At 61.8% G+C, this 16,814-nt stretch carries 18 protein-coding genes; 14 read left to right on the top strand and 4 right to left on the bottom strand.

Annotated elements, in window-relative coordinates; all coding sequences use genetic code 11:
* Positions 1 to 9: 9 nt before the first annotated feature.
* The 3 genes from VQ071_RS08805 to lpdA are packed head-to-tail and all read left to right on the top strand — an operon-like array spanning position 10 to position 3,796.
* Entirely contained in the window at positions 10 to 987 is a 978-nt protein-coding gene (locus VQ071_RS08805) for an alpha-ketoacid dehydrogenase subunit beta (protein WP_340513586.1), read from the top strand.
* A 19-nt stretch (positions 988 to 1,006) separates the two neighbouring features.
* Positions 1,007 to 2,371, top strand: coding sequence for a dihydrolipoamide acetyltransferase family protein (locus tag VQ071_RS08800; RefSeq protein ID WP_340513584.1), 1,365 nt, complete (start codon positions 1,007 to 1,009; stop codon positions 2,369 to 2,371).
* A gap of 3 nt (positions 2,372 to 2,374) precedes the next feature.
* Positions 2,375 to 3,796 (top strand): dihydrolipoyl dehydrogenase, encoded by a 1,422-nt coding sequence (gene lpdA, locus VQ071_RS08795; RefSeq protein WP_340513583.1) that lies wholly within the window; start codon positions 2,375 to 2,377, stop codon positions 3,794 to 3,796.
* A 103-nt stretch (positions 3,797 to 3,899) separates the two neighbouring features.
* On the opposite strand, the gene VQ071_RS08790 is transcribed toward lpdA, so the two are convergent.
* Positions 3,900 to 5,711: an ABC transporter substrate-binding protein gene (locus tag VQ071_RS08790; protein WP_340513582.1), complete on the bottom strand. Its 1,812-nt coding sequence runs from the start codon at positions 5,709 to 5,711 to the stop codon at positions 3,900 to 3,902.
* A gap of 203 nt (positions 5,712 to 5,914) precedes the next feature.
* Here VQ071_RS08790 and VQ071_RS08785 point away from each other — a divergent pair, with 203 nt between their 5' ends.
* The 8 genes from VQ071_RS08785 to VQ071_RS08750 all read left to right on the top strand — a co-directional run bounded on the left by VQ071_RS08785 (position 5,915) and on the right by VQ071_RS08750 (position 12,309).
* The gene (locus tag VQ071_RS08785; RefSeq protein WP_340513581.1) at positions 5,915 to 6,076 is read left to right on the top strand and encodes a hypothetical protein; all 162 of its coding nucleotides are present in this window, start codon (positions 5,915 to 5,917) and stop codon (positions 6,074 to 6,076) included.
* 119 nt (positions 6,077 to 6,195) lie between these two features.
* A complete protein-coding gene (locus VQ071_RS08780) occupies positions 6,196 to 6,699 on the top strand; it encodes an acyl-CoA thioesterase (RefSeq protein ID WP_340513580.1) in 504 nt (167 codons plus the stop codon).
* A 40-nt stretch (positions 6,700 to 6,739) separates the two neighbouring features.
* Positions 6,740 to 7,534, top strand: a complete 795-nt coding sequence (gene thyA / locus VQ071_RS08775; protein WP_340513579.1) for a thymidylate synthase — start codon at positions 6,740 to 6,742, stop codon at positions 7,532 to 7,534.
* Positions 7,535 to 7,668: 134 nt separating this feature from the next.
* A complete protein-coding gene (locus VQ071_RS08770; protein WP_340513578.1) occupies positions 7,669 to 8,190 on the top strand; it encodes a dihydrofolate reductase in 522 nt (173 codons plus the stop codon).
* Between the two features lie 105 nt (positions 8,191 to 8,295).
* Positions 8,296 to 9,786, top strand: coding sequence for a glutamate synthase subunit beta (locus tag VQ071_RS08765; RefSeq protein ID WP_340513577.1), 1,491 nt, complete (start codon positions 8,296 to 8,298; stop codon positions 9,784 to 9,786).
* 110 nt (positions 9,787 to 9,896) lie between these two features.
* Positions 9,897 to 10,223, top strand: a complete 327-nt coding sequence (locus VQ071_RS08760) for a hypothetical protein (protein WP_340513576.1) — start codon at positions 9,897 to 9,899, stop codon at positions 10,221 to 10,223.
* Positions 10,220 to 11,350, top strand: a complete 1,131-nt coding sequence (locus VQ071_RS08755) for a hypothetical protein (protein ID WP_340513575.1) — start codon at positions 10,220 to 10,222, stop codon at positions 11,348 to 11,350. The genes VQ071_RS08760 and VQ071_RS08755 overlap by 4 nt, the downstream gene beginning before the upstream one ends.
* The gene (locus VQ071_RS08750) at positions 11,350 to 12,309 is read left to right on the top strand and encodes a hypothetical protein (protein WP_340513574.1); all 960 of its coding nucleotides are present in this window, start codon (positions 11,350 to 11,352) and stop codon (positions 12,307 to 12,309) included. The genes VQ071_RS08755 and VQ071_RS08750 overlap by 1 nt, the downstream gene beginning before the upstream one ends.
* A 6-nt stretch (positions 12,310 to 12,315) precedes the next feature.
* On the opposite strand, the gene VQ071_RS08745 is transcribed toward VQ071_RS08750, so the two are convergent.
* Positions 12,316 to 13,053: an HAD family hydrolase gene (locus tag VQ071_RS08745; protein ID WP_340513573.1), complete on the bottom strand. Its 738-nt coding sequence runs from the start codon at positions 13,051 to 13,053 to the stop codon at positions 12,316 to 12,318.
* Between the two features lie 189 nt (positions 13,054 to 13,242).
* Between VQ071_RS08745 and VQ071_RS08740 the strand changes: the two genes are divergently transcribed.
* On the top strand, positions 13,243 to 13,380 hold the full coding sequence (locus VQ071_RS08740) for a hypothetical protein (RefSeq protein WP_340513572.1): 138 nt from the start codon (positions 13,243 to 13,245) through the stop codon (positions 13,378 to 13,380).
* Positions 13,381 to 13,426: 46 nt separating this feature from the next.
* Here the strand turns inward: VQ071_RS08740 and VQ071_RS08735 are convergent, their stop codons facing one another.
* The gene (locus VQ071_RS08735; protein WP_340513571.1) at positions 13,427 to 13,561 is read right to left on the bottom strand and encodes a hypothetical protein; all 135 of its coding nucleotides are present in this window, start codon (positions 13,559 to 13,561) and stop codon (positions 13,427 to 13,429) included.
* Between the two features lie 242 nt (positions 13,562 to 13,803).
* On the opposite strand from VQ071_RS08735, the gene VQ071_RS08730 reads away from it, so the two are divergent.
* Both VQ071_RS08730 and VQ071_RS08725 read left to right on the top strand, forming a co-directional pair.
* The gene (locus VQ071_RS08730; RefSeq protein ID WP_340513570.1) at positions 13,804 to 14,532 is read left to right on the top strand and encodes a phosphonate ABC transporter ATP-binding protein; all 729 of its coding nucleotides are present in this window, start codon (positions 13,804 to 13,806) and stop codon (positions 14,530 to 14,532) included.
* Between the two features lie 412 nt (positions 14,533 to 14,944).
* The gene (locus tag VQ071_RS08725; RefSeq protein WP_340513569.1) at positions 14,945 to 15,634 is read left to right on the top strand and encodes an MOSC domain-containing protein; all 690 of its coding nucleotides are present in this window, start codon (positions 14,945 to 14,947) and stop codon (positions 15,632 to 15,634) included.
* Between the two features lie 105 nt (positions 15,635 to 15,739).
* Here the strand turns inward: VQ071_RS08725 and VQ071_RS08720 are convergent, their stop codons facing one another.
* Positions 15,740 to 16,720, bottom strand: coding sequence for a serine hydrolase domain-containing protein (locus tag VQ071_RS08720; protein WP_340513568.1), 981 nt, complete (start codon positions 16,718 to 16,720; stop codon positions 15,740 to 15,742).
* Positions 16,721 to 16,814 lie beyond the last annotated feature (94 nt).

Genomic DNA, 16,814 nt, shown 5'->3' with positions numbered 1-16,814 from the left:
TCACAACCAATGGCGCAAATGAACATGATTGAAGCGATTAAAGACGCGCTGCGCGTCGAGCTGAAGCGCGACCCCGGCGTTCTGCTCTTCGGCGAAGACGTCGGCAAGGTCGGCGGCGTCTTCCGCGCGACGGAGGGTCTTCAAGCCGAGTTCGGCGAGCAGCGCGTATTCGATACGCCGCTGGCCGAATCCGCAATCGGCGGTCTGGCCGTCGGTCTCGCCACCCAGGGCTTCCGCCCGATCGCCGAGATTCAATTTATCGGCTTTATTTATGAGGCGCTCGACCAGATGTTCGTGCAGGCCGCACGCCTGCGCTACCGCTCGGGCGGCCGCTACAACGCGCCGATCGTCTTCCGCACGCCGTTCGGCGGCGGCGTCAAGGCGGCCGAGCTGCACACCGATTCGCTCGAAGGCCTGGCGATCCAGACGCCGGGCATCAAGGTCGTCGTGCCTTCGAACCCGGCCGATGCCAAGGGACTGATGATCTCGGCGATCCGGGACAACGACCCGGTCTTCTTTATGGAGCATCTTAATCTGTACCGCGCCTTCAAGGACGAAGTGCCGGAGGGTGAGTACACGGTACCGCTCGGCAAGGCGAACGTGGTCCGCGAGGGTAAGGATATTACGATCATCGCCTACGGCCTGATGGTGCACACCGCAGTCAAGGCTGCCGACGAGCTGGCGAAGAGCGGCGTGTCCGCCGAAGTCATCGACCTGCGTACGCTCGTGCCGCTCGACATCGATACGATCGTCGAATCGATCAAGAAGACGAACCGCGCGATCGTCGTGCAGGAGGCGCAAAAGTCTTCCGGCGCCGCCGCGGAGATCATCGCGCAGATCAACGAAAAGGCGATTCTGCACCTGGAGGCGCCGGTGCTGCGCGTCGCCGGCCCGGATACGGTATACCCGTTCGCGCTTATCGAGGACGCCTGGCTGCCTACGCCGGCGCGTATCGTGAAGGCCGTCAATCAAACGCTTCAGTTCTAATGTGAAGGAGGGATAGCGCATGGCAAGATTTGAATACCGGTTCCCGGAGCTCGGCGAAGGTCTGCACGAAGGCGAGATCGTCAAGCTGCACATCGCAGCCGGACAGGCTGTCACAGACGAAGACATTCTGATGGAAGTTCAGAACGACAAGGCCATCATGGAGGTACCTTGCCCGGTTAACGGCAAGGTGCTCGAAGTGTTCGCCAAGGACGGTCAGACGATGCGCGTCGGCGAAGTCGTCGCCGTCATCGACGCCGAGGGCGAGCTGCCTGAGCAGGCGCATAGCGGCCACGGCGCCGAGCCGTCCGGCCAGAGCGGCGAAGCGGATTCGGCCAAGGGCGGAGCGGACCTGCAAGGTCAGCCTGCGCAGCAGCCGGCCAAGGACAATGGGTCCGAAGGCGCTGCGCCTGCCGCATCCGCCGAAGCCGCCGAAGCGAAGCCCGCCGCGAAGGATGCGGCGCTCGTGCTGGCGACGCCTAGCGTGCGCAAGTTCGCCCGCGAGAAGGGCGTAGCGATCGCCGACGTATCCGGCACCGGCAAGCACGGCCGCATCACCCGCGAGGACGTCATCGGCTACGCCGAAGGCGGAGCGCCCGCGAAGGCCGAAGCCGCATCCGAGGCGGCGCCTGCCGCAGCGGCATCGTCCGCCGCACCGGCTGCGCGCGCTGCGCAATCCGGTCCGGGCGTCGAAGAGCGCGTGCCGTTCAAGGGCATCCGCAAGGCGATCGCCAACGCGATGGTCAAGTCCGTCTACACGGCGCCGCATGTGACGCTGATGGACGAAGTCGACGTGACCGCGCTCGTCGCGCTGCGCAACCGCTCCAAGGCGTTCGCCGAGAAGAAGGGCGTCAAGCTGACGTACCTGCCGTTCATCGTCAAGGCGCTCGTCGCCGCCGTGCGCGAGTTCCCGGTCATGAACGCGATGATCGACGAAGCTGCGAACGAGATCGTCTTCAAGAAGTTCTACAACATCGGCATCGCCACCGACACGGACAACGGCCTGCTCGTGCCGGTCGTATTCGACGCCGACCGCAAGAACATCTGGAATATCGCCAAGGAGATCAAGGATCTGGCGACCCGCGGCCGCGACGGCAAGCTGGGCGCTGGCGAACTGAGGGGCAGCACGATCTCGATCACGAACATCGGTTCTGCCGGCGGTCTGTTCTTCACGCCGGTCATCAACTTCCCCGAAGTCGCGATTCTCGGCGTCGGCCGCATCGATCAGAAGCCGATCATCAAGAACGGCGAGATCGTGCCCGCTTCGGTCATGGCGCTGAGCCTGAGCTTCGACCACCGCATCGTCGACGGCGCTACCGCGCAAAATTTTGTCAACTATATCAAACAGCTGCTTAGCGATCCTGAGCTGCTCGTCATGGAGGTGTAATCGATGGTAGTAGGAGACGCTTCTCTGGACATCGACACATTAGTAATCGGCGCGGGCCCCGGCGGATACGTCGCGGCCATCCGCGCAGCCCAGCTCGGCCAGAAGGTCATCATCGCGGACAAGGGCAAGTTCGGCGGCGTGTGCCTTAACGTCGGCTGCATCCCGTCCAAGGCGCTGATTAACTCGGCTCATCACTACGAATCGATGCTGCATGCCGACGAGTACGGCCTGTCCGCCGACAACGTCAAGGTCGACTTCGGCAAAGTGCAGGAGTACAAAGGCTCCGTCGTCAACAAGATGACGAGCGGCGTCGAGATGCTGCTCAAGGCGAACAAGGTGCAAATGTTCCAGGGTGAAGTGATGTTCATCAACGAGAACGAGGCGCGCCTGTTCAACGATCAGGAAGCGCCGCGCTACCGCTTCAAGAACTGCATCATCGCGACGGGCTCGCGCCCGATCGAGCTGAAGCCGTTCCCGTTCGGCGGCCGCATCCTGTCGTCGACCGAAGCGCTGTCGCTGCCTGAAGTGCCGAAGAGCATGATCATCATCGGCGGCGGCTACATCGGCATCGAGCTCGGCCAGATGTACGCCAAGTTCGGCACCGAGATCACGATCCTCGAGGGCGCGGACACGATCATGCCTGGCTTCGATAAGGACATGAGCAACCTCGTCGTCAAGAAGCTCAAGAAGAACAAGGTCGAGATCGTCAATGGCGCACTCGCCAAGGGCGCGGAGCAGACCGACAAGGACGTCACCGTGACGTACGAAGTCGGCGGCGAACAGAAGACCGTTACCGCAGACTATCTGCTCGTCACGGTCGGACGCCGTCCGAACACCGACGGCGAGCTCGGTCTTGACCTGATCGGCATCAAGACGACCGATCGCGGTCTGATCGAGGTCGACGAGCAATGCCGCACGAACATCAAGCATATCTTCGCGATCGGCGACATCGTGCCCGGCGCTGCGCTGGCGCACAAGGCTTCGTACGAAGCGAAGGTCGCGGCCGAAGCGATCGCGGGTCTGCCTGCCAAGGTCGACTACAAGTGCATCCCGGCCGTCGCATTCTCCGATCCGGAGTGCGCGAGCGTCGGCTACACGGAGAAGGAAGCGAAGGACAAGGGCCTGAACGTCAAGTCCAGCAAGTTCCCGTTCGGCGGCAATGGCCGTGCGGTCACGCTGGGCGGCGCTGACGGCTTCCTGAAGCTGATCTCCGAGGTCGACAGCGGCCTTGTCGTCGGCGCGCAGATCGCCGGCGTCGAAGCCTCCAACATGATCGCCGAGCTGGGCCTCGCGATCGAGATGGGCGCTACGATCGAGGACATCGCGCTGACGATCCACGCTCACCCGACGCTGGGCGAGATCACGATGGATGCGGCCGAGCTGGCGATGGGTCACCCGATCCACACGATCGCGCCCAAGAAATAAGACATGATGCTAAAATTAAAAACGGGATGGAGCAGCCGTATGCTGCTTCATCCCGTTTTTTGCGTTGAACGACGCTGTTCTGCAAGCTGTGACCGCGCCCGATCTAAACGGCGTGCTCCAGCCAGATGCGCCTGAAGTCGATCCAGCCGTTCGAGCCGAAGGCCGCGCCCTTGACGGACGGATGGAGGATCGTATTCAACCGGCGGTGATGCAGAAAGCAGATGTAATACTCGTCGCGCAGCCGGGTCTCGATCACGCGCATGATGCGCCAGCGATCTTGGGCGTGGGGCGACGCCAGCGCTTCGTCGATGCGGTCGACGATCCACGCTTTGATGCCTTTGTCGAGATAATAGTTCATGACGCATGCCTCATGCTCGTAAAAATCGATCTCGCATATTTCATCCTCGGCAATGACGAGACCCGAGAAGGTAAAGTCGCAGCCGTTGATCAGCTCGGGGAAGTCGATCTCCTTCCAGCCGGCCACGACGAGCTTGCATGGAATACCGAATTGGCCGATCCGATTCGCGAACCATCTGCCGTCCATCTCGTACTTGTCGTGCACGAGCAGGCGCAGCGGCTGTCCGTCATAGCCCGTGCCTTCCAGCATGGTGCGTATGTCCTCGTCGGAGACCGCGCGAGGCATGTATTTGAGACTATCCTCCGGGCGAATCGCATAGGCCGCCAGCGCGCGTTCGCCGCCGAGATCGGCTATCATGCGCTCCCGGTTCGCCATCAGGAAGACGGCGCGCCGGAACGTCTCGTGCTGCTGCCAGCCCGCTTTGTTCGTATTCCAGGTGAGCAGCGTGCAGCCCTTGCACAATCTCGCCAGCGATTGCCAGTCCGGCGAAGGAGCTGACTTGAGCGGATGCAGCGGGTCGCTGTCGTGCGTCTGCAGGATGGAGGGCAATCCGAACGTCGACAGCTCGCGGCAGTCCTCGGGGAGAATGACGATATCGACGCCGTCGAGAAGCGGACGCTCGGCGAAGTACGCGCGATGCGCCGACAGCTCGATCCGGTGATCGGAGAGCGACAGCAGCAAGAACGGACCCGAGCCGCAGGGCAGCAGCCAATAGTCCTCCTCGGACATTCCGCCGTAATTCCGGGGCAGGATGGACGTTGCGGTCGCACAGAGGAAGCGGTCGAAAATAAAGTTCGGCTTGTGCAGCAAGAACCGGATGCAGCGCGGCCCGACGATCTCGACGGCGTCCAGACTGCGGACGATCCATCGGTTGGCCGTGCCGGGTCTGCGCAGCCGCTCGAAGCTGAAGGCGACATCCTCGGCGGTCAGCTCCCTGCCGTTGTGGAACAGCACGCCCTTGCGCAGGTGAAACGTCCACACCGTCGCGCTCTCGTCGCTGGACCAAGTATGGGCGACGGAAGGAACGATCCGCTCGAGCTGCTCGTCATAGGTGACGAGCCGGTCGAAAATATGCTCCAGCAAATGCGCGTCGAAGGCGTAGTTGACTTGGCCTGGATCGAGCGTCTGGACGGTGCGGTAGACGGGAAAACGAAGCGTATCGCAATCCTCGTGGCCGCCGACGGTCTCCTGGTGCAAACCGAATCGGCCGTTCAGCCACTGGACGAAACGCGTGCGGGCTTCCGTGCTGCCGCCGTATGTCTCGAGCAGCTCGAACGCTATGCGATAGTTGCCGTTCTCCGCGTTCGAAGTCGCAAGCGCCACGAGGTAGTCTTCCTTGTCGGCCTTGAAGGCGAGCCGCGAGCGGTTGCCCCGTCCCCGTCCAGGCAGCCATGCGATCAGACCTTCCTCCTCCAGCTTTTTGAGCACGAGCTTCGCATTGCGGGGCGTACAGAACAGCGTCTCGGCCAGCTCCTCCAGCGTCGCCTCGACGGGCAGACCTGCCGAGGCGACGCCGAAGCGGTCGTACAAGGTCAGATAACGTTCGGCAGTCAGCATCGCTCCGACTCCTTCTTGCCCCTTAAAAGGGGAAATGAATTTAATTCATTATATTCCATCCGTCCTCTTTTAGACAACTGGCAGGCGCCGGCCGCATAGAAAAGGGGAAGTGCGCACGAGGAAGTGTGATCTTTTTATCCCCTTTTAACCGAGGCATAATGGAGACAGGAAGAAAAAGAAGATATTTAAGGAGGCAATGTCGTATGCTGGACGTACAATACACGCTGGAGAAGCTCGCCGAGTACCGGGAGCTCGGCCATGACGGACACGGAGGGCATATCGACGATCCGCTGATCGGCGCCCGCAGGCTCAGGACGCTGCGGTTATCGTTTCTCTCCTTGCTCGCATCGATCTTCGTCAGATAAGGCAGCCGCTCGCGGCTGCTTATTTTTTTGACCGTCCGTATCCGTTATAATACGAGCATGAATTACAATCGTGCGGACAGGGAGGCTCCGTCCGTTCGGGAAAAGAGGAAAACCAGCCTATGAATCCTTCATCCAAGCCGATCTCGGCTTCCCGATCCGTATTAACGGAAATGCTGTTCCCCGGCGACACGAACTATCACGGGACGATGTTCGGCGGGACGCTGATGCAGTATATCGACAAGATCGCCACGATCGCGGCCATGCGCCATTGCCACAAGCCGGTCGTGACCGTCGCCCAGGACAGCCTGGACTTCCTGTCGCCGATTCGCGTCGGCGAGGCGTTCGAGCTCGAGGCGTGCGTCACCTGGACCCACCGCAGCTCGATGGAGATCTATGTCGTCGTGCGCGCCGAGGATTTGTTTACGGGCGAGCGCCGCATCACGGTGACGGCGTTCAGCACGTTCGTCGCGCTCGGCGAGGACGGCAGGACGACGCCCGTGCCCGCCGTCTATCCGGAGACGGAGGAGGAGCGGCTGCTTCACGAGAGCGCGCCGGCACGCTACGAGCAGCGCCAGCAGCGCCGCGGTCAGCGTTATTCGTCGACAGAAGGACGGGACAAATGATACAATCGCTATAACGTTAAGATGAAAAGGTGAGGAAGGCTTGCGCAATTACTTGGATTTGCTACAGGATATTCTCGACCGCGGCACGCGTCGCGGAGACCGCACGGGCACCGGCACGATCAGCGTGTTCGGACGCCAGCTGCGGTTCGACCTGCAGGAGGGATTCCCGCTCGTCACGACGAAGCGGATTCACCTGAAGAGCGTCGTGCACGAGCTGCTCTGGTTCCTCAGCGGCGACACGAACATTCGTTATCTCAAGGAAAACGGCGTCTCGATCTGGGACGAATGGGCCGACGAGAACGGGGATCTGGGTCCCGTGTACGGCTCGCAGTGGCGCGCCTGGGAGACCCCCGACGGGCGCACGATCGACCAGATCGCACAGGTCGTCGATTCGATCAAGCACAACCCCGAGTCCCGCCGGCACCTGGTCAGCGCCTGGAATGTGGCCGAGATCGAGCGGATGAAGCTGCCGCCGTGCCACTTCGTCTTTCAATTTTACGTTGCCGACGGCAAGCTCTCCTGCATGCTGACGATGCGCTCCGTCGATACGTTCCTCGGATTGCCGTTCAATATCGCCTCCTATGCATTGCTCACCCATATGATGGCGCAGCAGTGCGGACTCGAAGCCGGCGAATTCATCTGGTCCGGCGGCGACGTCCATATATACGCCAACCATCTTGAGCAGGTCAATCTGCAGCTGTCGCGCGAGCCGCTGCCGCTCCCGAAGCTCGTCATCCGCCGCAAGCCCGATTCGATATTTGATTACAAGTTCGAGGATTTCTCGTTCGAGGGGTACGAATATCATCCGGCGATCAAGGCGCCCGTCGCGATTTGATCGCCATATCCTCGCAGCTTGTACCGTCGCGCCGTCTGCGCTTTTTCGAATAGTCGATTTTTGGCCGATAGTCGCAGGGAAGACGTCTATGTTATGATAGTTACACCAACGAACGACTGCGGGAGGCGTGGCTTGTGTCCGTGACTTTAATCGCCGCCGTCGCGAAGAACGGCGTCATCGGGGCGGACAATGGCCTGCCCTGGCGCCTGAAGGACGAGATGGCATACTTCAAGGCCCAGACGATGGGCAAGCCCGTGCTGATGGGGAGCAATACGTTCCGTTCGCTGCCGAAGCCGCTGGTTGGGCGTACGAACGTCATTTTGTCGAGGACGATGACGGAGGCGCCGGAGGGCTGCGTGATCGTGCGCTCCGTGGACGAGGCGCTGGCGCTGTACGGCGACCGGGAGCTGATGGTGGCCGGCGGCGCGGACGTCTACGCGCAGCTGCTGCCGCATGCGGACCGGCTGCTGCTGTCCGAGCTGTCCGAGACCGTGGAGGGCGATGCGCTGTTCCCCGCATTCGACCGGAGCGAGTGGGAGCTGGCATCGTCGACGCATCGGGCGGCGGACGAACGCAATCCGATCGCCTTCGATATGCGCGTCTACACGCGCCGAATGCCGGAAAGTGCAAACATTAGAGGGGATAATCCATTCTGATGGCCGTAGTCGTCAGGTATGATGGTCTATCATATATAACGGTGACCTGACATTGCGACACGATACGGTCAGGCACGCGAATTACCGACAGATGGAGGAAATGGGATGTCGACGCCTACGGGATTTATGGAATATCAACGCGAACTGCCCAGCGATCGCGATCCCCTCGAGCGGATCAAGGACTGGAACGAGTTCCACCGCATGTTCTCCGAGGAGCAGCTGCGCACCCAAGGCGCCCGCTGCATGGATTGCGGCACGCCTTATTGCCATACGGGCATGGAGATATCCGGCGGCGCTTCGGGCTGTCCGGTCAACAACCTCATTCCCGAGTGGAACAACCTGATCTACCGCGGGCTGTGGAGAGAGGCGTACGAGCGTCTCGCCAAGACGAACAACTTCCCCGAGTTCACGGGCCGCGTCTGCCCTGCACCGTGCGAAGGCTCGTGCACCGTCGGCCTGATCGGCGATCCGGTCACGATCAAGACGATCGAGCAGGCGATCATCGACCGCGCCTTCGAGGAGGGCTGGGTCGTGCCCCAGCCGCCGAAGCAGCGCACCGGCAAGCGCGTCGCGGTCATCGGCTCCGGCCCGGCCGGACTCGCGACGGCCGCGCAGCTTAACAAGGCCGGCCACAGCGTGACCGTATTCGAGCGCGCAGACCGCCTCGGCGGCTTGCTCACATACGGCATCCCGACGATGAAGCTGGAGAAGGATATCGTGCAGCGCCGCGTGGACCTGCTCGCCGAGGAAGGCATCCAGTTCGTCACGAACACGGAGATCGGCAAGGACATCCCTGCCAAGCAGCTGGCCGAGGAGTACGATGCGATCGTCCTGTGCGGCGGCGCGACCAAGGCGCGCGGGCTCGGTCCGGTCGAGGGCGCGAACCTCAAAGGCATCTACCCGGCGATGGATTACCTGAACGGCACGATCAAGAGCTATCTGGACTCGAATCTCGAAGACGGCAATTATATTTCCGGCAAGGACAAGCATGTCATCGTCATCGGCGGCGGCGACACGGGTACGGACTGCGTCGCAACGGCGCTCCGCCACGGCTGCACGAGCATCTCTCAATTCGGTACGCATGCCAAGGCGCCGCTCACGCGCGACCAGATCAACAACCCTTGGCCGGAGTATCCGAACGTCTATACGCTCGACTACGCGCATGAAGAAGCGAAGGTGCTGTACGGCGAAGACCCGCGCGCATTTTCCGTGCTGACGAAAAAGTTCGTCGGCGACGAAGAAGGCAACGTCAAGGAGCTGCACACGGTGCAGATCCGCCGCTACATCGACGAGACGGGCCGCAAGGTGTATGAGGAGATTCCCGGCACGGAGAAGGTGTGGCCGGCCGATCTCGTCCTCGTGGCCGTCGGCTTCGAAGGACCGGAGCAGACGCTGGTGGAGCAGCTTGGTCTTGAGACCGACCGCCGCACCAATGTGAAGGCCGCCTACGGCAAGTACAAGACGAGCGTGGACAAAGTATTCGCTGCCGGCGACATGCGCCGCGGCCAGAGCCTGATCGTCTGGGCGATCAACGAAGGGCGCGAGGCTGCCCGCGAGGTCGACCGCTATCTGATGGGCTCGACGATGCTTCCTTAAGCTAACCGGACTGCGTTGCCAATCATATGCTAAGCAAGGGTCGTTGCCGCGGCCGGGTCTTCGGACGCCGGCGGGCGACGGCCTTTTGTGCGCGGACAGGAGAGAATATCATGAGACGTTATGGAGACGAAATGCCGCAGGAGCTGCGGTTTACGGGGTATGAAGCGGTCGTCGAGCGCCGGGACGGACAGTGGGTGGACGTGGAGCTGCGTCTCGCGACGGATGCGTCGACGCCGCTGCCCCACGATCTGATCGATCCGACGGCGCTCATCGTCTGCACGCATGCCGGTCATCCGATCCAGATCGAGGCGCTGGATGAAGGCTGCGACTGCGAATATCAGTTCACGGCGTTTGAAAAGGAGCAGATCGAGCGGTACATCCACAGCGATGAATTGCAGCTGCGGATAGCGGAGGCGGCGGGCGGGACACGGACGTGAGAGCGGCGGCGCTGCTGTCGCGGGGCGATGTGTCGGCGATTCGCGCGTATGTGCGCGCCAAGTTCGCCTCGCTGCCCGAGGCCGGACAGGCGGACATCGTGGCCGACGCGATCGCGCGCGCGATCCGGGCACGGCTGCCCGACTGGCCGGAGGCGCTCAAGACGCAGGTCGCGGACAAGCTGATCGCCGCCTGCATCGTTGCCGAGCGGCGCGAAGTGTATCCGGCCGACGTGCTGGGCGCCTGTGCCGGTATGAAGGTGCAGGACGAAGTTCATGCCGAGCGCCTGTTGAGATGGCTGAGCGATCGAACGCAGATTGAACGGACATTGGATGAGATTCTGCTCCGGACGGAGGACGGCCTTGTCTGGCGAACCGATCCGGCGTTCATGGCGTTGACCGCGATGCGGGAGAATGAGGCGTGGCCGGCAACTGCCGCCGCCGGGTCGACGGACGCGCATGGCGGGATGCCGTCGGCGGCAGGTGCGGTACATGCGATGCGGCCGGTAAGGCGAATGCGGCAGGCGGCGCGCTTGATCGCCGTCGTCGTGCTGTTGGTTGTGACAGCGCTCTCACCGGAACTGGGGCAGGCACTGGACACGTCCGGCGAGAGCGCCGATTCCCGCCTGACGGCTTCCTGCACGAACGATGCCGATCCTGCGCCGATGTACGCACTCGAGACGGCCCCGTTCGCATTCGCGCCGTTCGACGCCGCCGCTGTCAAGTCGTATCTCGTCGGCCGGGAATCCGTACTTGCAGAGGAGCCGTACTTCGGCGCGATCGTAGAGAGCGCACGCAAGCACAACATCGATCCGCTCCTGCTGTTGGCCGTAACAGGCCAGGAGCAGGGATTTGTGCCGAAGACCGCCAAGCAGGCGAGCCGTATCGCGAACAATCCGTTTAACGTCTACCACAGCTGGCAGGAATACAATACGAGCATTCACGATTCGTCCGATATCGCCGCCAAGCTGCTGGCCAAGCTGAGGGCGGGCATTCCGGCAGGCGAAGAGCCGTTCGCATGGCTGAACCGGACCTATGCGGAGGACGCCGGCTGGGCGGATGGCGTACGGGCGCTGTATGCGAAGCTAAGCGGACTTGGGCGTCCGCAGGAGGGAGGAGGAGTCGCATAGTGGATCACTCCTTGCTGGAGCGAGGTCTGGCCGTCATCTCGGCTTGCCGGCATACGACGGGGGATATTTGGGAAGCGCACTTCGGGGCTGCGGCGATCGCGGCCTATTACTTCGTGCGGGACAATGGAATAAGCGGCAGTCTGGCCGAGACGATCGAGGCGCAGGCGCATCGGATGGTTGCCGGTCATCTGAAGGACGGGCAGGACGGATCGTCCCGCCGAGACGGCGCATCGTGCGAGATGAAGCTTCAATTCGCCGAACAGATGATCGTTGAAGCGCTTGACGAGACGATCGACGAGCTTCAGTGGGTGGGACACAATGTCATTTATGCGGCGCTCAGTCTGAAGGCGATGCGGGAGCTGGGGGGCTGGGGAACTGAGGCGGAGGTTGGGGGTATTGCCGACCTGATTCGCGCGTTCAAAGGCAAAATACCGGGCCGGTCATGGATCGGATTCACGGCGTCCGAAGTGAAGCGGCTGCCGGTTGAGGCGCTTCGTGCGGCGAAGCCAGTGGAGAACGGCCGCGAGCTGTCGAAGCTCGTGCTCCGGGAGCTCGCGGCATTTCGTACGATCTACCGGGCGGAGGCCCACCACGATCTGATCGGCCATATGCTGACCTTCTCGCATAGTCTCGCACTATTGGATGAGCTGGGCTGCAAGAGGCTGTTCGACCGCGGGCTGACCCCGCTTTTCAAGCTGATCGCCGTGCTCAGGACGACGCGAGACCTGGCGCCGGGCGACCCGATTCGGCTCGTATCCCCGGTCGACAGCGCACCGCTCGCTCCGGCATCGCCCTCGCCATGGCTGCCGACGGAGCCGGCCTATTGGGAGCGTGACCGCACACAGGACGATTGGGACTTCGGCCACGCCTTCAAGTTTCCGTTCAGCTTTTACGCACATGTGAACAGTGCCGGCGGGGCGGACGAGGCGGCTTGCCGCAACTTCAGGTTGATCCTCTGAATTGAATTAACGGCCCCGCTGCAAATATTCGCCGATTGCGGCAGGCACCTGACGCAGCGAGGACAGCGTCAGGAAGGCGCCGCTCGGCTGCGCGTCGATGGGCAGGACATTATAGTCCCATTCGCGCTCCTGCTTGAGATAGATGGCGTGCAGACCGCAGGACAGCGCCGGCAGCACGTCGGTGCGCACCGAATTGCCGATCATCCACGTACGGTCGAGCCGCAGCTGGCGCATGCGGAGAATATCCTTCAGCGCTTCGATATTTTTGTGCATATGGATATAGATCCGATCGCGGAAAAAACGCTCCAGCCCCATTTTCTCGATCTTGCGCTTCTGAATGACGGGGTCGCCGCCGGTATAGAGATGAAGCTGATGGCCTGCATCCTGGAGCGCCTCCAGCGTCTCGTTCATATAGGGGTAGGGCTCGACCTCCTGCTCGTAGACGCTGAGCCCGAGCTTCCACAGCAGCTCCTCCTCGGCAGCCGACGTCGGACGTCCGTGAAGCGCGCTGAAGTGCCGGTACGTATCGACGAACGATTGGGGAAAATGCTCGCTCTTGAAGCCGACGACGTGGACGCCGGCGATATCGATCTCGTTGTGCTTGGCCAGCGCTTCTTCCTTTGTCAGCCCGTTCGCCGCAAACCAGGTCGTCATCAAGTCGGCGAACTGCGCTTGGACGAAGTGAAAGTATTTGTTGCAATGTATCAGTGTATCGTCCAGGTCGAAAAGTATATTCTGCTCCATGTGGTTGCTCCTTGTTTGATTGCCTTCACTATGGGAGGCGAGGGCCGACACGCCGGTCCCGTACCGCATATCCCGAAGGCGGGCATGCATTCATTATGTCTAACCTGCCGGCGTTTGTAAATGAGCGAACCGGGCACGCTAAGCTTGCGCCCATCGCCCACAATCGAACGCGACGGAGGTGAGACGAGAATGCCGCCCTATCAAGGACCAAAAGCAGGAGCGAAAAGCGTCACGGCAGGCGGACGAGGAAAAAGCCAGACGACGAAGCTGGACAAAATGTCCCGCCTGCCGCCCAGCCTGAACGGGATCGACAAAAATCTGCCCTGATATGAGCAAAGCGGCTTGGCGTCGCTGCGCCGGGCCGCTATGCGTATCATGCGTACTTGTCGATCTTGGACCTCAGTTCGCGCTTGATAAACGCCAAACGCTGGCGAACGTAGAAGTCGTAGCTGCCTCCGCTGAGTTCGCGGGGGTTCATCGTATTGCCATTGTCATTGTCGACGATCACAAGACGGCCGCTGTCGTAAAATTTGAAAGTCAGATCTCGTGACGGCCGGGATCCCCTAGAAGGCTCCAAGTAGCGGAGGTGCTCGCAGTTCTCCATCCATCATCCCACCTTTGACTGGAATTGTTGGAACGTATGTTCTTGTTTCCATTATAGCAAACATTTGTTCGTATGGAAAGCAGTTCCGTAATGAAATACACTAGAAATTACGGAAAGATTGAAAGTCAGGGGGCAATCGGACGGGCATGATACATATCGCAGGTCTCACACGCAAGCTGCCGACAGGAAAAAAAGTGCTGGACGGCATTCACGGGCATCTGGAGCCGGGCAAGCTGTATGCGATCGTAGGCGCGAGCGGCAGCGGCAAATCCATGCTGCTGCGCTGTCTCGGGCTTAAGGAGCCGTGGACAAGCGGCGAGATGCGCATCGACGGCAAGGATGTGATCGCAGCCGGCATGTTCACCAGACTGCGGCTTAAACGCAAGATCGCTTATCTGGAGCAAAAGGCGCTGTTGTACGAAAAAAAGACCGCGCTCAAAAACGTCATCATCGGCGCAGTCGGCCAAGTTTCCTGGTTCCGCCGCATGACCGGCATGATTCGAAGCGACGACTACATGGACGCCATGGAGACGCTGGAGAACGTCGGCCTGATCGACCGCGCCCACCAGCCGGCGGAGAAGCTGAGCGGGGGCGAACGCCAGCGCGTCGCGATCGCCCGGGCGATCGCGCACGGGGCGGAGATCATGCTCGCGGACGAGCCGGTGACAGGACTCGACCCGCACTCGCAAGAGAGCATTATGGAAATGCTGAAGCGGCAGGCCAAGGAAAAAAATATGATTATCGTCGTCGCGCTGCACCGGCTGGAGCATGCGGAGAAGTTCGCGGACGAGATCTGGGGCATGCATGACGGCCGCATCGTGCTGAACGTGCGGGGGAGACGGCTCACGGGGGCCGAAAAGAATCAGATCTCCTGATGAGCGCGCGCGGGGCCGAACGCCGGCCGGCAGCAGGTACATAGACGCTCGCTTCACGGATGCGGCCGCGCGGGTGTGCGGAGCGGAGACGCGAACGGCCGCGTCAGTTACGCGTCAGTTAATGGCCGACACATGCGCAGCCGCAGCGCGCCGTTACTCCTGATCTTGCTTCGGCCTGGCTGCGGCGCCTGCGGCAGGCCCGCTTTCTGACGGACGGATTTGCGAGCGCTCCTTTCGGCTTTTCCAGGCACTTTCTTTTCTGCGTTTGGATGTGGACATCTGATCAGCTCCTGTCCCGGGCGTACGATGGCCCGTCATGCCTAGCTTGGCAAGGACGAAGCATTATTATTCGGAAGCCGCGGCTGCCTGGCGCATGGCGCCCAAGGCCGCCTTCGCGAAGGAGGAAGTAGCATTGAGCTCGACAAATAACGGCTATTCGGCCGCGCCCGGCATCGCATATCCGCTGCTCTCCATCAACGTGGGCAAGCCGCAGCAAGGTCAATTCAAAGGCAAGGCCGCCGTATCCGGCATATACAAGCAGCGGTCGGCCGGCCCCGTCACGGTGCATGAGACGGGCTTGGCGGGCGACGGGCAAGCCGATACCGTCCACCACGGCGGACCGGACAAGGCCGTATGCGCTTATCCTTACCGGCATTACGCCTTTTGGGAGGATATGTTGGGCGCCTCGCTCGAGTTCGGCGCGTTCGGGGAGAACTTCACGATCGACGAGCTCTCCGAAGCGGAGGTTTGCATCGGCGATGTGTTTCGGATCGGCGGTGTGACGCTGCAGGTCAGTCAGCCGCGCATTCCTTGCTGGAAGCTGGCGATGCGGTGGGGGCATGACGAACTGCCGGCGATGGTGAGAGATACCGGGAAGACGGGGTTTTACTTCAGGGTGCTGACGCCAGGAGAAGCCGCACCCGGCAAGCTCGAGCGCATCTCAAGAGATCCGTCAGCCGTCACGGTGGAGCTGGCGAACGAGATCATGCACCGCGGCCAGACGGGCAGGGCGCAGATGCGGCGCCTGCTCGCTGTAGAAGCGCTGGCGGACAGCTGGAAAGAGATGCTGACGGCAAAGCTGGCCCGCCTGGAAGAGCAATAGGCTCGAGGCGAACCCGCCGGCGCGGCAAGGCATGGGCAGTGACGGGTGACGGGTGACGGGTGACGGGTGACGGGTGACGGGTGACGGGTGACGGGCGGCAAAACGTTATTGCTGGCGGGTACGAGACTGCGAGCCGTAGGGGATGCCCGCAATATGCGCCGAAAATATTTTTAACGGCCTTAAAGGTTCACGGTATAAATCGCTCGTAAACGACACGACGGTCTCGCGCTCCGGAATGACGAACAAAAACTGGCCGCCGTAGCCCATCGCATAATAAATACGGGGAGTCGTCGGCGTCCGTCCTCCGCCGGTGAACGTCCACCAGTGATAGCCGTACGAGCCGAGCCAATCGTACGTATGATGCCGGGGCGCAGTCGCTGCATCGATCCAGGAGGCAGGCACGACCTGCCTGTCCCGCCAGCGGCCGCGTGCGAGCATCAGCTCGCCGAGCCTGAACAAGTCTTCGCCGCGGAGCGCGAGCCCGAAGCCGCCGATCGAGACGCCCTGGGGGTCCGTATGCCACTGCCATTGCTGTATGCCGAGCGGACCGAACAAGTGGCGGGCGGCATAGTCCGCTGCGGACAGACCGGTATGCCGCTGCAAGATGAGGCTGAGCAGGTGGGAGCAGCCGGAGTTGTAGCGCATGCGGACGCCCGGCCGCGCCTCCATGCCGCGTCCGAGGATGAAGGCGGTCCAGTCGTCCGATTCGCACATCGGGTTCGGACGTCCGCCCCAGGCGCCCCATTCCGGCCAGTCCATGCCTGCCGTCATGGCGAGCAGATGCCTCACCCGGATGTCGCGCAGGTCGCCCTGCGCGTCGGGCAGGCATCGGTCCAGCGGAGTGTCGAGCGGCGGGAACTGCCCGCGTCCGAGCGCGATGCCGACGAGCAGGGAGAGCACGCTTTTGGTCACCGAGTTGACCTTGTGCAGACGCTCCGCCGACTTGGCGTTGCGGTCGTATACCAATGTCGTGCGGCTGCAGCCGCTGCCGACGGACAGGCGGCAAGTATCGATCTTGCATTCGCCCGCCGCGCGCAGCAGTCCCTCGATATCGAGTGTGCCTGTCCGTATTGCCGTCGTCGCCATGCGGATGAGCCCCCTTTCGTCTGCGTATTATACCCAGCGCCGGCATGACCGAAGCGAATATATGATATAATGTACAGCAATGCGCGTGAGGAAT

Source organism: Cohnella sp. 56 (assembly GCF_037963805.1).
Classification (GTDB): Bacteria; Bacillota; Bacilli; order Paenibacillales; family Paenibacillaceae; genus Cohnella.
Note: the sequence above shows the minus strand (reverse complement) of the source record. Positions and strands in the feature narration are given on the sequence as shown.

Bases quoted from the DNA above. Each gene is read 5' to 3' on its own strand.
- VQ071_RS08805 (WP_340513586.1), top strand. From the start codon at position 10: ATGGCGCAAATGAACATGATTGAAGCGATTAAAGACGCGCTGCGCGTC.
- VQ071_RS08800 (WP_340513584.1), top strand. From the start codon at position 1,007: ATGGCAAGATTTGAATACCGGTTCCCGGAGCTCGGCGAAGGTCTGCAC.
- lpdA (WP_340513583.1), top strand. From the start codon at position 2,375: ATGGTAGTAGGAGACGCTTCTCTGGACATCGACACATTAGTAATCGGC.
- VQ071_RS08790 (WP_340513582.1), bottom strand. From the start codon at position 5,711: ATGCTGACTGCCGAACGTTATCTGACCTTGTACGACCGCTTCGGCGTC.
- VQ071_RS08785 (WP_340513581.1), top strand. From the start codon at position 5,915: ATGCTGGACGTACAATACACGCTGGAGAAGCTCGCCGAGTACCGGGAG.
- VQ071_RS08780 (WP_340513580.1), top strand. From the start codon at position 6,196: ATGAATCCTTCATCCAAGCCGATCTCGGCTTCCCGATCCGTATTAACG.
- VQ071_RS08765 (WP_340513577.1), top strand. From the start codon at position 8,296: ATGTCGACGCCTACGGGATTTATGGAATATCAACGCGAACTGCCCAGC.
- VQ071_RS08760 (WP_340513576.1), top strand. From the start codon at position 9,897: ATGAGACGTTATGGAGACGAAATGCCGCAGGAGCTGCGGTTTACGGGG.
- VQ071_RS08745 (WP_340513573.1), bottom strand. From the start codon at position 13,053: ATGGAGCAGAATATACTTTTCGACCTGGACGATACACTGATACATTGC.
- VQ071_RS08740 (WP_340513572.1), top strand. From the start codon at position 13,243: ATGCCGCCCTATCAAGGACCAAAAGCAGGAGCGAAAAGCGTCACGGCA.
- VQ071_RS08730 (WP_340513570.1), top strand. From the start codon at position 13,804: ATGATACATATCGCAGGTCTCACACGCAAGCTGCCGACAGGAAAAAAA.
- VQ071_RS08720 (WP_340513568.1), bottom strand. From the start codon at position 16,720: ATGGCGACGACGGCAATACGGACAGGCACACTCGATATCGAGGGACTG.